Source organism: Sphingobacterium sp. UDSM-2020 (genome assembly GCF_016132525.1).
In the GTDB taxonomy this organism is placed as follows: Bacteria; Bacteroidota; Bacteroidia; order Sphingobacteriales; family Sphingobacteriaceae; genus Sphingobacterium; species Sphingobacterium anhuiense.
This window is the reverse complement of the sequence record NZ_CP066166.1, coordinates 3,098,300-3,121,210: the sequence shown is the minus strand read 5'-3', so window position 1 is coordinate 3,121,210 and position 22,911 is coordinate 3,098,300. Positions and strand designations below refer to the sequence as shown.

Here is a 22,911-nt window from a genome sequence, read left to right as displayed (position 1 = left end):
ACAATCTCTTAACACTGTCAAGATGGATTTTGAAATCTTATTGAAACAAATTGATTTTATAAAAGAAATCGATAAGGTCAAATACATACACCGGAAAACTAAATTGTTCAATAGTAACCGTAATGAAAATGATGCGGAACACAGTTGGCATCTGGCGATGATGGCATTGATTTTGGCTGAACATGCAAACGAACCAATTGATGTATTGAAGGTGGTAAAAATGGTTCTGATCCATGATATTGTTGAAATTGACGCTGGAGATACCTTCATTTACGATATGCAAAAAAATCATGTTAATACAGACCAAGAAAGACTAGCTGCTAATCGAATTTTTGGTCTGTTACCTCAAGAACAGTCGAAAGAATTTATTGCAGTATGGGAAGAATTTGAGGCAGGTTTAACTGCTGAAGCTAAGTTTGCGAGAACAATGGACCGACTGGAGCCTCTCTTGCAAAACACTTCAAATAATGGGGGAACCTGGAAAGAGTTTGATGTTGATTACAGTAAGGTTATCGAAAAAAAGAAAATCATTAATGAGGGATCTACTACGATATGGAAGTATGCTGAAGAACTCATCAACGAAAGCGTGGAAAAGGGTATTTTAAGAAAAGATTAAACTGCAAATAACTCATTTATTCTAGTTGTTCGGTGGAACGTTTTAAGGTAAGAACTGTGATTTCGGGCCATACGCCCACCCTGCCTTTCAGACCATGATAACCGAAGCCTCTATTGACATATAAAAATTTTCCGTCTCGTTGGTACAGTCCTGCCCATTGTTTATAAAAGTACTGGATAGGACTCCATTTAAAACCAAAAAGCTCAATTCCAAACTGCATACCATGCGTATGACCAGCCAAGGTGAGGTGAACATGTTTAGCGTGATCTACAGTAACTGCATCCCAGTGTGATGGATCATGAGACATCAGGATCTTAAAGGAATCGGCAGGTATAGCAGCTGTTGCTTGATTGAGATTGCCAAACTGATGGAAACCGCCTTTGCCCCAATTCTCCACCCCGACTAATGCAATACGTTGTCCATGCTTATGCAGTAAGACAGCTTCATTAAGTAATAATTTGAAACCCATCTCACTGTGTATTTCTTTAACACGCATCAGATTTGCCTCTTTAAGTGATGTACTGGACCATTTGGTATAATCACCATAGTCATGATTACCTAAAACAGAATACTTCCCATAAGGAGCTTTTAAGGTGGTAAAAAGATCAATCCATGGATCCATCTCGGAAGCCATGTTGTTGACCAGATCTCCTGTAAATAAGAGCAGATCACTGTTTTGGGCATTCGCAAGATCAATACCTTTTTGTACACCTTTGATGTTACTTAAACTACCAGAATGGATGTCGGACAATTGTGTAATGGTAAAACCATCGAAAGCTTCGGGTAAATCTGAAAAATGTAAGATCTCTTTTCTAACCCTATAAAAATGACGACCTCTAGTCAGCCCGAAAATAATCGCCAAAAAGACTATGCCAGCAAGTACTGCGACAAGTTCACTAACGTAAAAATTCCTGGGCGGAAAACTACGGAATAGTCGACCAATGTCTTCCAATAATAGAATTGGAACAGAAAATAATTTTGGAATAAAGATAAGCAGCATCGCTGTGATCAAACTCGATGCATAACGCTGAATATCGCTAATACGTTTCCGCAGAAATATAGTGACTATAATAGCACCCAGTACAACAATATCTATAAACCAATAAATGACATGGATCAGCGGATTTGAAAAAAGTGTAATTATTACCTGATAAAAATAAATATCTCCTATCAGGAATAGTAATAAAATTAAAATAAGTCTCTGTGCCATATCGAATAATATTATATAGAGTAAGGCGAATGCCGTGCCAAAACATAAAATGAGTTACAGAACATTTATTCCTATTCGACAGGTATGCGTAAAATCACTAATGTACCGCCACCTTCTGGAATTTCTGTAATAGAGACACTTGCTTTTTTACCCAATAATTGTATTCGCTCATGACTGATCGTACCTGATAATGAACGATGTGCAGGATCAAAATTACTTTTTTCAGTTTTACCACTATCTGCAATCTTTACTTGTAAGATATCTTGTTCTATCTCAAAGTGAATACTAATATCTCCTAGACCTTCTTCCAAATCGATCCCGTGAAGTATCGCATTTTCTACATAAGGCTGAATAAGCATGGGCGGAACCATAATTGCTCCCAGATCATGTTCGCTTGATTGTAATATAGTATATCTAAATGCATTTTCATAACGCATTTGCTGTAAGCTTAAGTAGTTTTCTAACGTTTCAATCTCCTCATCTAGAGGTACAAGATTTTCACGGCTGAGCTCCAAACTGCTACGCAATAATCGACTAAAACGGTTGAGGTATTTGATAGCAATTTCCTTTTTATCCAACCGCACAAAACTCTGTACAGCGGCTAATGTATTAAAGATAAAATGGGGTTCCATCTGTGTGCGTAACAATTGTTGCTGCAATAGTATTTTTTCTTTTTCTTGAAGATAACGACGTTGACGAAAACTATAAAACAAAAACAATACGGTGACACCAAGGAGGATAATACCTAAAACAGATACGGCAAGCCATAAACGATTTTGTTGCAATTGCAGTTTATTAATTTTTATACCTTCATTTAATTTATGAATAGAGCGATCTTTAGTCTGCAACTGATGAAGAGCATTCATTTCTGCAACAGCTTGTGTATTTTCTGTCTGATAGATTCCTTTTTGTAATGCTGCTGTTCGAATCAATACCGCTATGGCTTCATTTTTCTTTCCCTGTAAATTGTACAATGACGCCAAGCTTTGCTGATAAACCAGATCACTGTCTGCGAAAATTAGTGCTGTATGTTTTTCCTTTAGAAGTTTTGCTTTTTCAAGAAATTGTGAGGCTAATGTTGCGTATTTTTGGGCCGTATAAATAGCTGCAATATTGCAGTAATCGATAAAAAGATTATTAATTTCACTCGAAGTTGCCTCTTCATTGTACAGATATCCATCTGATTTAATTTTAAGAAGCTGATAATGAAGTAACGAATCAAGTTGCTTATGTTTTTCAAAATATTGAATTTTAGAATCGTATAGAAAACTAATATTATATTTATTAGGGTTCTGCGCATGTAGTACTTCCAGTTTTTGAAGATAAAAAGCCATACTATCTGCTGGTTTCTGGCGCTTATTCAAAGTCTGTATCATTTGTACCAGCACACGTTGTCGATTAATATGTCCTTGTGGCAATGAATCTGCCATAGGCAAAGCAGCACGGTTCATTTTTTCAGCTAAGTCATACTGAAAGCTTAAGAGGTTACTTTGTGCTGCAGATAGTAACATAGATGTTTTTGCTATAAATGACAGATCTACCGTTGAGTCTGCTAAAACAATTGCGGCTGCTTTGTTATAATAATAACTGGCTTCTTTCATCCGGGCTCCCATACTCAAAACATTCCCCATCCCATTGTATATAAGCGCCTTATTCTTAAAATTACCATCAGTAGGATCTATTAATTCAAGTGCGCTTTCGATCAGAACGCGAGAAGAATCATTGCCCAGCATACTGTAGAGCCTTGCCAATTGATATTTAACGGTTGATGATTGTATGGTATCATTTTTCACAATGGGGTTTCGATCGAGTTTTCGCCAAACAGTAATCAATGAATCTCTATTGGTGGGATTAGCTCCTACTTTTTCCAAATCCTTTATCTGAACCGAAATGGCATCATCAGATTTTGCCAACAAAACTTTCTTGTTATTGTCTTTACAAGATGAAAAAACTATAACCATGCATAAATAAAAAATAAGTAGCTGTATACGTATCATTTTTTCAAAAAAAGTTGGGTTAATATCGTATTCTTCCGTCGTGTAGAGATTGGAATCTCTTCTTTATTTTTCAGAACAATATATTCGGATCGGTTAATGCCTGAGATATATTGCTGATTAACCAAATAAGACTGATGCGTGCGTAAGAAATGTGGAGCTGGCAAAAGTTCCTCGTAATACTTAAGAGGTCTTGAGATAAGCTCCTTATCACCATTACTTAAAATGAAAAGAGTATATGGACCATCACCTTTACAATAGACAATATCACTAACAGAAACAATGCGTGTGTTATTAATGGAATTCAAAACAATACTTTCTGGTAATGCACCTATCTGGATTGAATTCTGTGCTAAAGACAATTGTTGCATCCATTGCGGATTATTTTCCCTTCGACGACGATATCGCTCTAATGCCTCCTGGAGCTCTACCTCATTAATAGGCTTGAGCAGATAATCGAGTGCGCCGTACTTGATGGCCTTTATAGCAAAATGATTATATGCAGTAATGAATATTATATTTTGTGGAATGGGAGTTAATTTTTTCAACAAATCGAATGCTGTTCCATCTTTGAGCTGAATATCCATAAATATTACATCTGGTTGCTTTTCTTCAAGCAACTTGATGGCTTGATGTACGCTGTCTGCCCAACCCACAAGTTCGGTATTGGTTTCTTGCTGTATCAGGTAAGCGATCTCTTTACGAACTGCAGGCTCGTCTTCTATTATGGCAACGGTTATCATCTTTTCACTTTTAGCTATTGTAAAGATAGTATATTGTAAGTGCTCTAAAATAAATTCATTTTTTAAATTTAACGATATAGCAATAAGAAATAAACATTTGAAAATAGTTTAAAGATCAGCATCGAGATTGGAACGATCATTTTTTAAAGTTCTATTCTCATGAGATGATAATCGAATAACGTATTGAATAACAAAAGCGCCAGATCTTTATTAGATTGGCGCTTTTGTTATCTATTGAACTGGATACTTATGTTTCCTGATCAACAACAGGATATACTTATTTCAATATTTTAAAAGATTTTGCTTGTTTCATTACTTTAAACAAAGCAAATGCACATAAAATCGACATTGTGGTAAAAATCAAATCAATAAATAAGATATCATATGATTTTGTTTGAAATGTATTCCAGATCCAGAGATTTGTGGTGATACCATTTACAATCGGTACTGCCAAACACAAAATGGTTGATAAGAATAGGGTATGCTTGTTTACTTTCGTTAGATCACGCAATATTAATAAATAGATGATCATCACTAACCAACTATAAAAATAAAGACTATAGATAAAACTCTGATTTACGACAGCTGAAAATTTTATGACAATAAAGGTAAATGCAGTAATAGGAAGCATACTCAATGACATGGATATGAAAAGATTGGCTGCCCAAAAATTAAACTTCCTTTTATATGCAGGAATATTAGGTTTTTCCCGTGCAACCAGCCAAATCATAATGCCTGAAATAATGACGACACAGCCCAGCAAACCCAAAACGAAATAAACGATACGCAAGGTTCTTCCTCCAAAATCTCCAAAATGAAGGTGATAAACCAAACTCTTAACCCAATCAACATATGTTACATCTGTTGTAGGTGATTTCACTGATGAAGGTTTTCCTTCAGCGGCTTTCATAAGAACGTAACCAGATCCCGCAAAACTAGCGCTGGGTTTAGGTTTAGTTTCTAAAGCAATTTCCATACTTTTATCTCCAAAATTTCGGATATATAGTCTCGAAATATCCGATTCTGGCCATTCATTCATCCAGTGGTTTACGAATGCGTTGACATCTAATTCTTTGGATAAGGGCTGATAACTGTAAGTTGGTTCCATCGCTCTGTTATACTGAAGCTCCTGGTATAATTTATTCTGATCACCATTGTAAATTAATTTACTAAATGGTGAAATCAATACATAATTGACGATAAGAACAACTCCTGTAATGGCAAATATCAATTGAAATGGAAATCCAATAACTCCCAAAACAGTATGCATGTCGGTCCAGACTGTTTTCCATTTACTCCAGGGTCTAAATAAAAAGAAGTTATTTTTAATCTTATCCCAGTGAAGAAATAAACCTGTTATCAAAGCAAAAAGAAATAAGAATGAAACAATACCCGCTAGAAGGTAGCCGAAAGGTGTTCCGAGTTGGATTGGAATCTGATTGAGTGGAGCTAAGAAATGTAAGCGGTACAAAAACTCGCCCATATCATAGCCTTCATCATAAGAACTTTGTTTCTTATCAACAAAGGAGTGTAAGAAATAGGCTGAATCTTCATTTTTTGCACCTCTTCTCTTTCGACCTTTTGATTTCTCTGTTTTTGGTTTTGGCTTACTAATCGTTGTATCTTGAGAGGTACTCATATTGACATAAGTTCCATGGCCTTGTCTCAATAAATAGAAATCGAAATTTCTACCTTGGAGATTATATTTTGTTCCCATAGAATCCAATATATAATTGAAGTCAGCGGGAGCTTCTACATTGCTAAGCGATTTACCTTTTTGCCATGCAGCGATATCATCTTTAAAAAAAGAGAAAGAGCCTGCAAAAAAGATCACATAAAGCAGTGTTGCGATAACAATACCACTGATCGTGTGGGTATGAAAGTAAATATTATATTTTCTTTGATCCATGGTATAAACTTAATGATTGATAATATAAGGCAGCGAAAACAATAAAGTAAGGCCAATATAAGTTAGTGCCAATCGCCACAATTTAGGCTCTAAAAATGCCCAGAATAATAAAAATGCCCAAAGTAAATATCCGGTAAAGAATGCTGTAGCAATTACATTTTCTGGTGGAAATAATGCTGTTAATAATACATGAAAACTGATCATGACCGTATAACCACCTAGGGTTCCCAACAAAATACGACAAAGCCTTATCCAGGGAGATTTTGTTAAATATTTTTTATTAGCAGGCATATATTAATGGATAAATACTTCAATCAGAAATGAACATAAATAAATTCCTAATACTACGCGATAACCAAAGTAGGAAAAAGGAAAGAAAAAGACTCCTAGACAGCCCATACACATCAGGATAACAAAAAAAGCAAATATTCCACTTGCTATACCTACAGCATAAATCAAGCAGGCAATAGCTAATAGGAACAGAACTATTGCTATTGTACGTGATTGTTTTTTTCGATCGGCGAGATAGGCCCAAAGTTTGGATTTATTCTTCCACGCAATACGTTTGGAAGTATTCATCCATAACATAAATGCAATAAACAATATTAAACATACTGTACTTATCATAATGAGAAAAGCAATTTAAAAGATAGAACTTGGGAATCTCTTTGAGATTCCCTTATGCTCTACCTGTTATTGATATGAAACAATTTTTTATACTAAATATTTATTGAATACGTGTGACAGCAGTTATTGATCCACCTTCAACTTTCAAACCCTGTGTTGCTACTGCAGTAGACGCATTAACTTTATACACATAACTCACCGCATCTGTTAATGCAACTCCAATAAAAGCATTTCCATCTTTTGCTGTATAGTTATTATATGAAATTTCCTTAATTTTACTTAGTTCAGGCATTCCGGTTACATCTTGGTATGTTTTATTATAAACATCGAGTATACCAATACGTTTCCCATCTGCATACCCCCCTTTTTCTGCTTTTGTGGTCATTTGAACTACAAATTTCCCCTTACCTACATAGATCCAATTTGTAATGTTTTTTCCACCGCTGATAGCTTCGATATCGATATAATATGCTTTATCAAATTCAGTAGTTCCAGATTTTATACGTAAAATAGCAGAAGGTTTTTTAGAGGTAATAGCTCCACCTTTTGTGGCTACTGCCGAAGAAAAAGCATAAACATCTCCTTGCTCATCAACGGCTAATCCATCTCTAAAATAACGTCCGATATAACTCATGCGATCATCTTTTATTACCTTATCCAATTTCATTTCGGGGTATGAATATACCGCAACATATGCACTATCAGGATAAGCGGTGTCAAATGCTGCTTTACAGCAAGCCTGAATGGACATATAAGGAGCATATACTTTATTTCCGACTTGTTTTATCCAAGTGAAGAATGCTGACTCTCCGTTTCCGGCAACTTTTTGTACATTTATAGTTCCTTCTCCTGCTAACAAAAGATTATCGGTATTCAATCGATAATAATTTACCAACGGATTAGTCATTGCTCGTGTAATTTTCATCATCACGATGTCTTCATTGACAGGTGCAAAAGCCTGTACAGTTTCTGTCACAAAATCAGAAAGCTTGTTTAATCTACCATCTAATAAATTATAAACGGCTACTGCTCCGGGGTTACCTTGGCCGTAAAGCATGGAAAAAAACTTATTATTGTGTGTAACGTAATAACGATAGGTACCATCTTGCTCCACCCCCTGCCCAGCTGTGGTCACTCTTCCCGATTCCAGATCTGGCGCAGTCAGTAAATAATCTGCCACACCTGTTGATGCAACAGGTGAAACTGCCAGTACATAATTGCCCTTAACTGTATCAAGATCTATTTTATCCTTATCGCTACATGACACTGTCGTGCTTGCTAAAAAAGCGATGGCAATCACGGTTTTAAGTGTATTATTCATGCTATATGTATTAATATTTAAAATTTACTATTTGTTTATTTATGGTCACGCTGAAAATAATAGCGTAAGTTAATGGCGAAAGAGCGTCCCGGTTTTTGCAGACTAAAATTGTCATAAAGATTTGCATTCGCCAAATTGCGTCCCTCAACACCAATATTATATTTGCCAGAACCTAAGCTATATACAAGATTAACATCGTGGCTTAACTGTTTAGGAATTTGTTTTTTATTTGCAGATGAATTTCCACGACTAGGCCAATACAGCCAAAAATCGTGCACGTACAATAGATTGTAACCGACCGTTAGCTTGTTATTTTTCCCACCAAAATCATGGAATGAAACATCTACATTGGTATTTCCAAATAGATAAGGAATATTTGGCATCTGGTCATTATAAACAGGGCTAACTCCTGTATACCCGGGTTCATACTTTTGCTTATTCTGTAAATACTGATAAGTCAATGAACCTCCAAAATTCAAAAAGTTTTTATAAGAATAATGTACATCTAGGTCTCCTCCACGTGTGCTTACACCATCGCGGTTGTCAGCCACCAATTTCGACTGATTGTTATTTAATCTATTATAAATAAAATCAAAAGAATAGCGATATATCAAATTTCCAGCTACAGAAAAACGATGATCATCGCCCTGCTTCCAGCCATATATAGCTCCCAAATTAATATTGTGACTACGTTCGGGTTTGAGGTTACCATTGGCTTCTTGATTTTCCAGATCACCAAAGATCTCGTAGGAAGTCGGCATTCGATTGGTCATTTCATAAGAAGCTTTTATTTGTAGATCCCGCTGCATAAAGTATGTTGATGCTAGTCCGTATCCAAAACGTGTAACTGAAGAAGACTCTGCTTCCTCAAGTTTATTATTCTGTGTGATCATTTTTCCAAAAACTGTTGTACTCCAATGATCTTTGACATCATAACTATAGCCTAAACCCATCACGTTTTTGATGGAGCGTTGGCCTTGTTCAAGATTACTATTTTGAGGATTGAGTTCATCCTCTCCTTTTCGGTTAAAAGTAGTTGCGACATTACTTAAGGAAAGAGACTGCCGATCAGAAAGTCTATAGTTAGCTGCTAAAGATGCAATACCTTCATTGTTTTTATAAACATACAGCTGTCGACTACGCTCCCCATTGGTACCCATTTCTTTATAATTACCGTACCAATCGTACCTTCTATTCAGCGTATCAATATTCTGCTCCTTACCAAAGTTGTAGTTAGCGTTTAAAGTAACATCCAGACCTTTTATCAAATTATTTTTCTGATATTTTAAAGTTGGCATAACTGTATTTCCGCGACGGTGCCAACCTCCAAATACCGAAACCATACGGGCGCCGGTTTGGATTTCTTTGTAGTTCTGCCCCAAAGTAATACCTAGCAATAATTTGTCTGCATAACTTTTATTGGAAACGCCAACCTGAGCTACTAAAGCCTCATTATGGTACTTATCATGAAACCGCTTTACTTTAACATTTTCTTTCGATTCCCAAGTATTGATATTAGAGACTAATGTTGTTACGGTATAATCGTTGTCTGAGTAGTTTTGATAGGCATTTAACAATACCGTAAGACCGTTTTTATTGGTTACACCTGCATTGACAGCTGTTCTGTGGGTATTAAAAGAACCATAGGAATATGAAGCATCTACAAAGGTGCGCGCTTTAGTAGATGTAACAATGTTAACAGCCCCCCCTAAGGCATCAGAACCTAACCAAATGGGAACAACACCTTTGTATACTTCTACTCTTTCTGCTAAATTGATCGGTATATTATTAATTTGAAAAGAAGTACCGAAATTGTCCATTGGAATTCCATCCAAAAAGAAACGGATATGATTACCGGAGAAGCCGTTAAGTGTCAGACTCGTATTCGAACCCACACCACCTGATTCACGTACACGTACACCAGATACTTTATCCAGTGCATCTGCAATATTTAATGTTGAATTGTATAATTTTGTTGCATCTATTGCCGTAACATTGAAGGCTTGACGGTTTATCTCTTTAATTTTTGTAAGCCCCATCACTTCTACTTCATCGATCCCTTGACTATCATCTTGCATTTCGATAAGAATAGGACTATTGAAGTAATTGGACAAAACCACTTGCTGTCTATTGACCGTGATTTTACCAACGGCAGTTATTTGGATATTAACAGTAGATTTGTTATTTGTAAATGAAAAATTTCCATTTTTATCAGCACGAATAATCTGTTGATCTATTTTCACTGTTGCGAAGGGAACCACCTCAGTTGCGGATTTCACCTGTCCTTTATAACTATTGGTTTTATTTTGCGCTATACCGTTCAAAACGCATAACGACATACCAATAGTCAATATTATTTTGCTATTTTGCATTGTCTTTTAAATTGTAACACTTTTAGGGATATACTACATGCTTAACGTAGTAGTAAAGGCAGCCTAATTACCGTTAGACTACCTTTGGCGTCATACTAGAATTACCGTTCTAGATGACGCTTTTTATTTTACCTGAAAACTTGCGGTAAGTCCCTGCCAATTCTTATTGTAGGTTTTATCGTTCCAATTTCCTGATTGATCCGCCATATGACTGTTTTCGATTACATAAGTGCCAGCCCAGATAGCCTCTGCTTTAATTTTACCCTGACTATCAGTCTTATAGTTTTTGCTCCAACCATTTGGAGACATCACTAAAACTTCTTTATCAGCAACCGGACTATTCCCGCGTAATAACTGAATTTCTACCACATCATTTGTTTTAAAGATTTTGTTTTGGAAGATAAAGTGAGCCGCTAAAGGTATTGCTGCATATCCAGCGTCTTTACCTACTTGAATCTGGCTTTGCGCTAAAAATTCATATCTTGTAGTGCCTCCAAGTTCTTTGGCAGGGTGAGAAACAAAGATCTGATAAATGCCATCTTTAGCAGGTACAAAACTAGCTTCTAAATAATCTCCTTTATCAGTAAGTTTTAGTTCAACCTTATTCTCAGAATCAACAAGATTAAGTTTTAACTGATTCAAGTCAGAATACCAATCTTTTGTCTTTTCAATTTCTCCAGTTGCATATTCTCCATAGTAAACTCGGATGGTATGAGATTGATTTTTAATACCTACAGGATTACTTTCAATCCAAATCGCGTGAGCTTGGACTATTTGGTTACCGCCAAAAAGTACAATCATCGCAATTAATAGTTGCTTAACGTAGTACATTGTTATTTAGATTAATTAAAGATAATGGACAAATATACAAACATTGACAAAATATCCAAGTCCATTTTATAATTTCTATTAAATGAATTTATATCTGGAGTATAACTGGTTTAGGGAATTGGTAACCATAATTATATTTATCAAAAGAACTTTTAAGAAGTCCTAAATATCATTTTGTGAAAATCCATTACTTGTTTCAATCTTCAGTAATTGCCTGTCAATAATCATCAAATCAGAGAAAACAAAAGAGGTTGTATCTGATGATACAACCTCTTTTGTAACGTTTAATAAAGAACTATGGAACTCCTTATAATGAAAGTATCCATTTAACAATTTCATTCGCATCCTCTTGCTTTAATGATGGATGAGCAGGCATGGCTACCTCACCCCAGACACCGCCTCCACCATTGATGATTTTCTTAGATAACAATGATAATGCGTTCTTATTATCTTTATAGTGTTTAGCAACTACTGTATATGCAGGACCAACTGATTTCTTATCGACACCGTGACATGCTTGACAATCAGAGGCTAACACTAAAGCTTTTCCTTTTGGTGTATCTGATCCTTCTTTATGCCCCAATGCTCCGTTTGCTTTATCTAAATCTTTATAAGTCGTATCACTTGGTGATTTTTTTGCCGAAACAGTTTTATTAACACGTTGTGAAGCTAATTCACCTGCATTATAATCGATTCTTGATATTGCTGCATCTGCATTTTTACTGAACCAACCGTTACCATATTCTAAAAGATATATTCTTCCATCAGGACCAACTTCCATATCAATCGCAGAAGCTAATTTTGTATGTGGCATAAATGGTTCCATTTTATCAAAGTCTCCATTTGGTAACATAGTGACTGCTTTGATCCATCCTCTAACCCAATCGTAAATAAATAGCTTGCCATCATAGTAATCTGGATACCTCGTTTCTTTTGGATAAAGATCCGAATAGTATACCGGACCGGTCATCGCATTACGACCTCCTGAACCCACCTGTGGGAAATCTGAGGATTCTGCATAAGGATACCATATAAAGGCCGGTTGTGCTACCGGTAATTCTTTTATACCGGTGTTATTTCGAGAACTATTAATTGGTTTTTGCGGATCAAATGCCTGTCCACTAGTTCCTGTTTCGTAATTATAAGGATTATATGCATAATTATTACCAACGAAAAATGGCCAGCCGAAGAAGCCTGCCTGACGGGCTTGATTCACTTCATCATACCCCCGTGGTCCTCTCCCCAAACTATCCGCATTAGCATCTGGTCCAACTTCTCCCCAATACAGAAAACCTGTTTTCTGATCAATAGAAATTCTGTATGGGTTTCTGTTTCCCATCACATAAATTTCAGGTTTTGTATTTGCCTGTCCCTCTGGAAATAAATTCCCTTTTGGAATCTGATATGAACCGTCTTTTGCTATTTTTATTCTCAAAATTTTACCACGGAGATCATTGCTATTTCCCGAGCTACGTGCAGCATCATACTGCTCATGTCCAGCCCTATCATCCCTTGGTGAATAACCATTGCTGACAAATTTTTGATCCTTTTCGTCAAATGGTGTTGAGTTGTCTCCTGTTGATAAATAAAGATTTCGGTCTTTATCAAATGCCAAAGAACCACCAGTATGACAGCAGATATCTCGTTGTGAATAAAACTGAAGCACAATCTTTTCGGTTCCGAGGTCTAACTTATTATTTTTGAACTCAAAACGTGACAAACGATTAACAGATGTATCCTTTGGACTATAAAAAGCATATATATAATGATTTTCTGCGAAATCTGGATCTATTGTTAACCCCATAAATCCTTCTTCTGCATTAACATTGGGTGTTTCAGTTTTGTGATAAACATCTAACAATCCCACTTGAGTTACTTTTTTTGTTTCTTGATTGTAATGAAGCAATTCTCCCCGACGTTGTGCTACTAGAATATCTAAATTAGGAAGTATGGCCATTTCAGTTGGTTCAAAAAATTCACCTACGGCCAAAGGAACTTTCGTAAATCGTTCCTCTTCTGGAACCCGCTTTGTTTTAGCCTTACCATAATCTAATTCGTAATTATCTCCGATTGCATATTCGATAGCACCTAAGATATGCTTTAAGAATAGTGGGTCTGAATAATCTTCATCTTGATGACCTAACCCTGTATAAAAAGAACGGCCACCATCAAAATCATGATACCAGGCCATTGGCGTCTCGGCCATTTGTTCTGGATTTGCATATACCTCCTTATTGATATTCATTAACACATGGGTAGCTTCATAACGTTTTTTAAAGACATACCACTCATCTGTATGTACCCAAGTATCGGGAAGCGTTTTTGTTGCCGGATGTTTTTTATCAACCACCGTTAATTTTCCTTCTTTGACCTCAGGATGAGTAGCAAAGTATCCACCTACCAACCTTCCATACCAGCCCCAATCATACTCGGCATCGGCAGCTCCATGAATACCGACAAAGCCTCCCCCAGCTTGTATGTAACGCTCAAAATCGGCTTCCTGATAATTATTCAAAAGATCACCAGTCGTATTTAGGAATACTACAGCTGAATAATTTTTTAACGAATCTTCATTGAACCAATCTGCATTTGTTGTTGTATCAACATCAAAGTTATTTTCGAGTCCTAACTTCTGGAGGGCAATATTTCCTTTTTCAATAGAATTATGGTGGAAACCTGCAGTTTTACTGAAAACCAATACTCTTGGTTTTCCGGACCTCTTTTGGTGGCAAGAACTTAAAACTGATATAAAAATCAATAGTAAAGAAATCTTTGACAAAAGTGTTTTAATCATAATAAATTTTAATATTATCGGTTGTACTTACTTAAATTTGTATTCTTGACATAAAGATGCAACTATAACCCCACTCATACTAGCTTTATTTTAGCCAATATATATATTATTTTGCTGATCCTTTTTTAGAGGCTATTTTACCAGTAATATGAATATTTAGAAATCATAGGTTAATATTAACCGCAACAGTCAGTATATTCACTTTGTTACACAAAATCCTTTTAGCAAGCACAAAAATTACTATATTTAAATTTTTAAACCTAGTACTCCATATGAAATTAAACTATTTGAAGTTCGGAACAACCGGCTTATGCTGGTTATTTGGAACGACATTATTACTAGCCCAACAGCTAACCGATCAATCGGAAATTAAACTTAATGATCTTACTGCTTTCAATGCTGCAGGAAAATCTTGGACTATTGCTGAAAAAGTAATCTCTGACCCAAGAAATGAGAATGAATTGAAAGCTACAAAAGGATCCGGTATCCTTGTTAACATCACTTCTAATAAAATGAAGGGATCTGACTTGTTAACAAATGCAGTTCATGGAAATATAATTCTTGAACTGGATTACTTAATGGCAAAGAACTCAAATTCAGGAATCTACCTACAGGGGAATTATGAAGTCCAACTTAAAGATTCTTGGGGAGTGCTGCAACCCATGTCGTCTGACAATGGCGGTATATACGAACGTTGGGATGATGCTAGACCGGAAGGATCCAAAGGTTTTGAAGGTTATGCTCCTCGTCAAAATGCAAGCAAAGCACCAGGTCTATGGCAACATTTAAAAATTGCATTTCAAGCGCCTAAGTTTGATGCCACAGGAAAAAAGACTGCAAATGCGAGAGTTTTAGCTGTGGAACTGAATGGTATTTTAGTTCAGGATAATGTTGAATTGTTTGGTCCAACGGGCGGAGCGGCCGATAAAGAAAAGCCGTTAGGTCCACTGCGTCTTCAAGGCGATCATGGTTCAGTTGCTTTTCGAAATATTAAAATATCAAAACTTCCCGAAGAACAGATTAATGTAAACAATAGAGGCGGTGGTGATGCTGACCCTATTTATATAGATGCACCTTCTAATACCATGATTAGAAGTTTTGTGAATTATGCACCTAAGTTGCTTGCTGTTCACGCAATATCTGTCGGCAGTCCATTAAAGACACATTACAGCTATGATTTGGACAATGGCCTATTGTTGCAGGGATGGCATGGCGAATTTATTGATGCCACTCCTATGTGGGACGGTAGAGGAAACGGTACTTCTAGAGCCCGTGGAGCAGTAACTTCTTTTGTAAAGAAAGCTACTCCTGCTTTAGCACAGCTGGCAACGGTTCAAACCACATGGCCTGCTGACAGTACTGGTAGTGGATTTAAAACTAAAGGTTATATTATCGACAATGAGGATAGACCACAATTTAAATATAATATATATGGCGCTGAAGTCACTGATATCATCACAGTTTCAAATGATGGTAAAGGACTGAACAGATCCATAAACATAGACAAAACTGTCCCTAACTTGTATGTTTTACTGGCAAATGCAAGTTCAATTGAAGAACTAGCGAAAGGCTATTACCTCGTTGATGGTCAGTCTTATTACCTTGAACTTGACAAAGGTGCTCCTAAACCTATTATTCGAGATGCTAACGGAGGAAAAGAATTAATCATTCTCCTAGACAAACAATTAAATTATTCTATTTCATTCTAATTGAGAGAGTACAAATATTATATGAAACACACTTTTAGAATGCTAGCAATGCTAGCTTTGAGTTTTGGCTATACTGTTTCCCAAGCTCAAGAAACACCAAAAGAAGAAGATTTTTTTAAGATCATGAAAGTAAGAATGCCCGAAGGACCTGTTTTAGAGGTTGGTGGTCTGGTTACTTTACCTAATGGAGATCTAGGTATATCCACCCGTAGAGGTGATGTATTTATCGTTGAAAACCCCACCAGCAACAGACCGTACTTTCGAAAATTTGCAACGGGTCTTCACGAGATTTTAGGTCTTGCTTACAAAGATGGTGCGTTATATGTTGCACAAAGAGGTGAGCTAACGAAGCTAATTGACAAAAATATGGACGGCAAAGCTGATGTTTATGAAACTGTGTATGCTTGGCCTTTAAGCGGACATTATCATGAATATAGTTTTGGTCCTAAAATCGCATCTGACGGTTCTTTTTTCGTATCTGGAAATGTAGCTTTTGGTGATGAAGAATGGTGGCGCGCAGAAAGTCGTGTTCCTATGCGTGGATGGATTATGAACATTAGCGCAGATGGAAAAATGCAACCATGGGCTGCAGGTGTGCGTTCTCCAGCAGGAATAAATGTGATTGACGGTCAACTCTACTATACAGAAAACCAAGGTGACTGGGTTGGTTCCGGAGGATTATGGAAGGTCAGTAAAGGAGATTTTATGGGACATCCAGCCAGTTTAGTATGGACAAAAAGACCTGATTCACCGTTAAAGTTATCATCTGAATCTTTCTATTCTAAAGTAGATGAACGTCGTATCAAAAATGCTGAAGGTCGCTACATCAAACCGGAAAATAGAGTCAACGAGAATTTCAAAACGGTATTTGAGATGAAAAAAGAAATTCCAGAGATTCGTTTACCGTCGGTATGGTTGCCACATGGTATTCTTGGTATTTCAAACTCTGAACCGGTCAAAATTCCGAAAGGCACATTTGGTCCATTTGAAGGACAATTACTCGTTGGTGACCAAGGTATGAGCATCATTTCACGTGTTTTCTTAGAGACGGTAAATGGTGAAGAACAAGGCGCCGCATTTTTGTTTAAGAGTGGTTTCCGTTCTGGTGTTTTGAGAATGGCGTGGGGACAGGATGGATCTTTATTTGTCGGTGAAACCAACCGTGGGTGGGGTTCTGCAGGTGAAGCAAATGAGGGACTTGAGCGCTTAGTATACAACAATAAGACGCCTTTTGAAATGAAAGCAGTAAGAGCTATGCCAGACGGTTTTGAGATCGAATTTACACAACCTGTTGATTTAAAATCTGCTGAAGATCTAGCTTCATACAGCGTTGAAAGCTTCATATATAAATACCATCCTGTATATGGTTCTCCTCCAGTAAATAAAGAGACTTTAAACATAAAAGGAGTTAAGGTTTCTTCTGATGGACTAAAAGCAAGAATTGTTGTCGATGGTTTACGTGAACATTATATCCACACCGTAAGTGTAGATGGTATTCGTGAGAAACAAAACTTTTATTCAATTGTCCATCCTGAAGCTTACTATACTTTAAATGCAATTCCATCTGGAGAAAAACTAGCAATAAGTTCACTTAGCACAAGGAATTCTACTCATGACCCTGTAGTTGAAGTTACAGCTAAACCGGCAGAAAAGACAGTAACAGCAAATAATAAAACTGTTGCCGGTAAAAAAACTGCGACTGTTAAAACAAAAAACACAGAAGCGAAACCTGTTGAAGCAAAGGCTAAAGTACATGAAGTGAAAACAGTAACTAAAGCTCCTACTTATGCTGAGGTGAAGGGAATTTTGACCAGCAATACATGCTTAGCCTGTCACAATCCTACGAAAAAACAGATTGGACCGTCATTCACTGATATTGCAAAACGCAAATATTCAAATGAGAAAATTTTACAGCTCATCTACAATCCTAAACCAGAAAACTGGCCTGGATACGCGACTGAGATGCCTCCAATGCCACAAGTTTCTAAAGCCGATGGCTTGAAAATCGCGGCTTATATCAATTCATTGAAATAATACTTTGATGGTATCAATGTCTTAAAATAAAGAAAGCCATTCTGTAAAAAGAATGGCTTTCTTTATTTTAGAATAAACTATGTTCGGCTTGTTACTTATAGATGTATTATACAAGTAGTAGTAAAGTTACTTCTCGCTATGCAAAGATTTCCAAATTAAATCGTAAACCTCAGTTGCCTGTACATTGCCTATACTTAGATCAGGATCTATAATTAAAACAGGATGAAATTCGGAAGATGTATTGACGCTACCATGTGAACCTTTTACCAAATTAGCATTTAAAGGTATTACATCCATAACGTAACGAAAACCTGCTTTTTTTCTCAACAGTTTATATAATGCACGAAATTTAGAAGACATAAACATTTCAACAGGATCATATCCTGGTTTTTTATGGATATCGACGCATCTTGCATAATCGGGTGCTTTAGCATCATCCTGCCAGAAATAATAAGTAAACCAACTTTCTGGATTTGCAACCAAAACAAAATCTCCTGCACGGTCATGGTCTATCCCATATTCCTTTTTACCTTCTTTGTCAAGCACTATCGCAATTCCTGGTAATTTATCTAAAATATCTTTCACCTGATCGACTATCGATAAATCATTGATATAGACATGTGCAACCTGATGATCTGCCACTGCAAATGCTTTAGAGGCTCCAGCATCCAATAATTCCAAACCTCGTTCTACACGGATCTGTAATAATCCGGCTTCCCTTAGTATTCGATTAATATGAATGGGATTATTTACAGGTACAATACCATATTCCGAAAGAATAATGATGTTCGCTCCTCTTTTTTCATAGAAATCAACTAATTCTTTAATCAGAATATCAATCTCACCTAATTCCTTACTGATATTAGACCAATCATTTCCAAATTTTTGCAAGCAATAATCCAAATGTGGCAAGTAGATTAAAGACAGTGTAGGATCATACAGTTCATCTGTGATCATAGATGCATCAGCAATCCATCGGCTTGATTTAATATTAGCACCTGGTCCCCAAAAATTAAAAAGAGGAAACTGACCAAGTTTATCCTGCAAAAGATCTCTCAATGTTGCCGGTTCTGCATAACAGTCCGGAAGCTTTCGACCGTCGGCCAGATAATTAGGTCGTGGTGTAACGCTATAATCTGCATTTGAGTACATATTATACCACCAAAATAGATTTGCGCACGTGAAGTTCGGGTCTTCTTTTTTTGCTCTATCCCAGATCTTTTCCGTTAATACAAGTTTGTTAGACTGCTTCCAAAACTTAATTTCCGAATCTACATGATCATACCAACCGTTTCCAACCACACCATGCTCGGTAGGTTTTTTACCTGTAAGATATGTAGACTGGACGCTGGTAGTAACAGCCGGTAACATTGGAGCTATAGTTGCTAAATTTTTTCTTTTTATGTATTGTTCCAAAAATGGGGTATACTTTCCTATTAAATTTGCAGATAGCCCAACTACGTCAATTACAACTGTTTTCTTCATCTTATACATTTGTTTTAATTACCCACTCCAGTTCATTACTGATAGAGGCAGCTATTGGTATCTTTAACTGTTCGGGCAATACTTCCCAAGTATAGGTTTCCACTTCCAAATGTTCGGTAAAAGGCGCAACTTTTTGGAGATTCAACACTTCTATAATATCTTGTTGCGTTGACTGCAAGACTCCAATATCCTGAACAGATATAGGAACATGAAAATGTGCGCGCCATTGCATCACATCCTGGTGCTCAAAATCTGCTATGGCCGGTGTTAGATCTGTATAACGAATAAGCTTGCCATCTCTTTTTAAGGCCACGACCTGATGTAGATATGTCGGTTCGTTGAATTTTTGAAAACTTTCTTTAATAGCTATACGCTGATCAGGGGACTGATCCATATTTGCTTTCAAAGCAGCAGATATCTGTATCTTCCCTACTGCAATACCTTTCTCCTTAAGTTCTTTTAATACATCGGCGTGATCTTCATAGCCAATTGCAAAATGGCATACGTCATAACAAAGGCAAAGATGTCTCTTGGTAAGAGCTTCAGCTTCGATAGCGGTAATGCCAAATGAATCTACAAGATCTGAAATAGCAGTTGGAAGCAGATCGTCTGTATACCAATCTATAAATTCTCGTCCAGTTTCAATGATTCCATCAGGTTCTGGTTCCAAGTCAAGGTGCATAACCGTACCTGTCGCATTTGCTATTGTAACTAATTCTTGTATTACAGCAACTATATTTATCGTGGCAGCATTTTTGGCTTCCGTAAAATCGGTAGCCGTCTTGAACCAGTGTCTATAACTAAGCGGCGATGTCGAGATTCCACCGACCATTCCTTCTGGTAATAAGGATTGAAGAATAGTGAAAAGTCTGATTGTATAATCTTTACGTGCTTCGGTAGTCCAGTCAGGGGTATGTACATCTTCTTTGACAACAGTACGGTGAAATTCTCCATAAGGAAATCCATTCATTGTAAAAACATAAGCATTATTTTCTTTTAACCAATGTTTAAATTCCGCTATATTACCCTGCTCACTAAGTTCTAAACTCGATACATTTGATAATCTCAATCCTATTCCCAATGGCTGGCCAGGCGAAACTGATTCTTTGATAAAAGAAAAATTATCTTTTAGAGCTGTAAAATCATCATTCCAATTTTTCCCTGGATGAATATTGGTGCAATAGGTTAAATGTCCTGTATTAACTTTCATTTTAACTAATTTAATGATCCAAACCAGCTGTTGTGCTGGTAAAATTTAAGACATAGTTACTTGCCGCTATCAATAACTGGTGATCCATGTGGTGAACTTCCTTACCTGTTCCGAGATCCGTCAATAATGTAATGGTCAATTTACCGCCAAGATGTTCCTGGAATTCAGTTAAACCGCGAAGTATTGGTGATTCTTCATCATTGATCTGAATAAATGGATTAGAAATATCAAATGATAAATGAAGCAGCACATTCAATATGCGCAAAAGCTTATCTTCTGTTAACAATCCACTTAAGAAAGAATACGTGCTATCCAAAGCTATTCCCATGGCTACAGCCTCCCCATGCAGCACACTGAAATTACTCAATTGTTCTAATTTATGTGCACTCCAATGACCGAAATCTAATGGTCTCGCAGATCCCATCTCGAATGGATCGGCTGATGCGATATGGTTTAAATGCAATTCGGCACAACGTACAATTAAGTAATCCATGGTCTCTAAATCACGACTCACCAGTTTCGCTGCATTATCTTCGATCCAATAAAAGAATGTAGGATCTTTGATTAAAGCAACTTTAACTGCTTCAGATATTCCTGACCGCCAATCTCTATCCGTTAATGTTAACAAAAACTGATCATCATTAAACACAGCCGCGGGGGGAGCAAAAGTGCCTAAAAAATTTTTCTTACCCTTATAATTTATACCGTTCTTAACACCAATCCCAGAGTCATTTTGCGAGAGTACAGTCGTTGGTATACGAATGTGTTTAATTCCACGATGTGACACTGCGGCTGCGTAACCGACAAGATCAAGCACGGCACCACCACCGATCGCGGCAATGTAAGAATGTCGGTCTATTCCATATTGATCTACTGCTTCAACCAAACGATCGAATAGACCTGTATCATTTTTTGAGGCTTCTCCTCCTTGTATAATCAAAATTTCAGAAATCAGCTGTACTTCTTGCTGATGATCGAAATAGGTTCTGATCGCTGAAACCAGATCTGGGTGTGCATCAGCAACTCCCTGATCTAGGACGAAAAAAATCTTACGCAATACATCTGTAGGATTGCTTTTAAAAAAATCTGTAAAAGTAGGGTTATCGGTGTGAAATAACGATTTAGTAAAATGTATTTTATATTCAAATTTCACACTAAATGACTGTTCTAAAAAACTCATAATTAAAAATCATTAATTAAGTAACTGCGAATGCTTTACTCAGTATAATAGATAATGGTAATAAAAAAATAATGACAAGTGCAATTTTCCAATCAGCAAATACACTTGCCCATGCAGCATTCATGAGGATCAATGCAATCACTCCTGCTTTAACGGCTTTACCTATATTGGGGCCTATCGGATTATTTATAGCTCTTAATAGAGGTTTAAAAATCATCCAAGCGAACGGAATGATAAACAAAAGAGTAATAATAATATCCCCCTTTGTTTGTGCAAAAAATAAAATGCTAGCGATAACAACTGCATAAAGAACAGCGGCAAAATAAAGCATTTTTTTACTTCCTCCATGTACTTCTCCCCGACTAATCATTGTAATAGAAGCGATGTAGATAATAGGTACAATAGCCAAGAACCACCATTGACTTACCTCTGTACTTATAATACTAACTCCCAATAAGAGGTTTAGGCCACGGCAAAGTCCCATATTAAGCGGACCTAAAAATGAATGATGTTTTGCCCATCTGTTGTAGACAAGACAAGCTAAAATAATCGCTATAGCTAATATTACTGTAATACTTCCTACGAAATAGCCTGCTATTAGTCCAATTAAGAAGAATAAAGATCCAAATACTGTGGCCTCTTTTTCACTGATCAATCCACTAGGTATGGGTCGCTCAGGTCGTTCTATTCTATCCAGATCTGCATCAAAAACATCGTTAAAAATAATTCCACCACTATACAGCCCTATTGTTGAAATGCAAAGTAAAAGAATAGGTACTGGAGAATTCCATCCTTCGGTTAATAAATATCCGGATATTGCTATACCAGCGAGTGCGTCGGCTACTGCAGTAACGACATTTGCTGGTCTCATTAATC

At 36.7% G+C, this 22,911-nt stretch carries 17 protein-coding genes; 3 read left to right on the top strand and 14 right to left on the bottom strand.

The genetic code is table 11. The features are described from left to right. Nucleotides 1-22: 22 nt before the first annotated feature. On the top strand, nucleotides 23-616 hold the full coding sequence (locus tag JAZ75_RS13200; protein WP_208695918.1) for an HD domain-containing protein: 594 nt from the start codon (nucleotides 23-25) through the stop codon (nucleotides 614-616). A gap of 16 nt (nucleotides 617-632) precedes the next feature. On the opposite strand, the gene JAZ75_RS13195 is transcribed toward JAZ75_RS13200, so the two are convergent. The 10 genes from JAZ75_RS13195 to JAZ75_RS13150 all read right to left on the bottom strand — a co-directional run bounded on the left by JAZ75_RS13195 (nucleotide 633) and on the right by JAZ75_RS13150 (nucleotide 14,417). Further along, complete coding sequence (locus tag JAZ75_RS13195) at nucleotides 633-1,826, bottom strand: metallophosphoesterase (RefSeq protein WP_208695916.1); 1,194 nt, start codon at nucleotides 1,824-1,826, stop codon at nucleotides 633-635. A 71-nt stretch (nucleotides 1,827-1,897) separates the two neighbouring features. After that, a complete protein-coding gene (locus JAZ75_RS13190; RefSeq protein WP_208695913.1) occupies nucleotides 1,898-3,787 on the bottom strand; it encodes a sensor histidine kinase in 1,890 nt (629 codons plus the stop codon). 32 nt (nucleotides 3,788-3,819) lie between these two features. Continuing rightward, entirely contained in the window at nucleotides 3,820-4,563 is a 744-nt protein-coding gene (locus JAZ75_RS13185) for a LytR/AlgR family response regulator transcription factor (RefSeq protein WP_208695911.1), read from the bottom strand. A 277-nt stretch (nucleotides 4,564-4,840) separates the two neighbouring features. Next, a complete protein-coding gene (locus tag JAZ75_RS13180; RefSeq protein ID WP_208695909.1) occupies nucleotides 4,841-6,472 on the bottom strand; it encodes a PepSY-associated TM helix domain-containing protein in 1,632 nt (543 codons plus the stop codon). Between the two features lie 9 nt (nucleotides 6,473-6,481). After that, on the bottom strand, nucleotides 6,482-6,763 hold the full coding sequence (locus JAZ75_RS13175) for a hypothetical protein (RefSeq protein ID WP_021189975.1): 282 nt from the start codon (nucleotides 6,761-6,763) through the stop codon (nucleotides 6,482-6,484). A gap of 3 nt (nucleotides 6,764-6,766) precedes the next feature. Beyond that, nucleotides 6,767-7,099, bottom strand: a complete 333-nt coding sequence (locus tag JAZ75_RS13170; RefSeq protein WP_208695907.1) for a hypothetical protein — start codon at nucleotides 7,097-7,099, stop codon at nucleotides 6,767-6,769. Between the two features lie 100 nt (nucleotides 7,100-7,199). Further along, a complete protein-coding gene (locus JAZ75_RS13165; RefSeq protein ID WP_208695906.1) occupies nucleotides 7,200-8,420 on the bottom strand; it encodes a DUF4374 domain-containing protein in 1,221 nt (406 codons plus the stop codon). Between the two features lie 35 nt (nucleotides 8,421-8,455). After that, nucleotides 8,456-10,792 carry a TonB-dependent receptor domain-containing protein gene (locus tag JAZ75_RS13160; RefSeq protein ID WP_208695904.1) on the bottom strand — a complete coding sequence of 779 codons (2,337 nt, stop codon included), beginning with the start codon at nucleotides 10,790-10,792 and terminating at the stop codon, nucleotides 8,456-8,458. A gap of 123 nt (nucleotides 10,793-10,915) precedes the next feature. Continuing rightward, nucleotides 10,916-11,623: a DUF4198 domain-containing protein gene (locus JAZ75_RS13155; protein WP_208695902.1), complete on the bottom strand. Its 708-nt coding sequence runs from the start codon at nucleotides 11,621-11,623 to the stop codon at nucleotides 10,916-10,918. Nucleotides 11,624-11,930: 307 nt separating this feature from the next. Further along, nucleotides 11,931-14,417 (bottom strand): ThuA domain-containing protein, encoded by a 2,487-nt coding sequence (locus JAZ75_RS13150; RefSeq protein ID WP_208695900.1) that lies wholly within the window; start codon nucleotides 14,415-14,417, stop codon nucleotides 11,931-11,933. Nucleotides 14,418-14,689: 272 nt separating this feature from the next. Between JAZ75_RS13150 and JAZ75_RS13145 the strand changes: the two genes are divergently transcribed. Together JAZ75_RS13145 and JAZ75_RS13140 are read left to right on the top strand one after the other, a co-directional pair. Next, complete coding sequence (locus tag JAZ75_RS13145) at nucleotides 14,690-16,126, top strand: DUF1080 domain-containing protein (RefSeq protein WP_208695898.1); 1,437 nt, start codon at nucleotides 14,690-14,692, stop codon at nucleotides 16,124-16,126. A 39-nt stretch (nucleotides 16,127-16,165) separates the two neighbouring features. After that, entirely contained in the window at nucleotides 16,166-18,160 is a 1,995-nt protein-coding gene (locus JAZ75_RS13140; RefSeq protein WP_232789189.1) for a c-type cytochrome, read from the top strand. A gap of 126 nt (nucleotides 18,161-18,286) precedes the next feature. Here the strand turns inward: JAZ75_RS13140 and JAZ75_RS13135 are convergent, their stop codons facing one another. The 4 genes from JAZ75_RS13135 to eboC are packed head-to-tail and all read right to left on the bottom strand — an operon-like array spanning nucleotide 18,287 to nucleotide 22,906. Continuing rightward, nucleotides 18,287-19,645: an alkaline phosphatase family protein gene (locus JAZ75_RS13135; protein WP_208695894.1), complete on the bottom strand. Its 1,359-nt coding sequence runs from the start codon at nucleotides 19,643-19,645 to the stop codon at nucleotides 18,287-18,289. A gap of 1 nt (nucleotide 19,646) precedes the next feature. Continuing rightward, nucleotides 19,647-20,855, bottom strand: coding sequence for a metabolite traffic protein EboE (gene eboE, locus JAZ75_RS13130; protein ID WP_208695892.1), 1,209 nt, complete (start codon nucleotides 20,853-20,855; stop codon nucleotides 19,647-19,649). A gap of 10 nt (nucleotides 20,856-20,865) precedes the next feature. Continuing rightward, complete coding sequence (locus tag JAZ75_RS13125) at nucleotides 20,866-22,035, bottom strand: 3-dehydroquinate synthase (protein ID WP_132770810.1); 1,170 nt, start codon at nucleotides 22,033-22,035, stop codon at nucleotides 20,866-20,868. A gap of 16 nt (nucleotides 22,036-22,051) precedes the next feature. Further along, entirely contained in the window at nucleotides 22,052-22,906 is an 855-nt protein-coding gene (gene eboC, locus JAZ75_RS13120; RefSeq protein ID WP_232789188.1) for a UbiA-like protein EboC, read from the bottom strand. Nucleotides 22,907-22,911 lie beyond the last annotated feature (5 nt).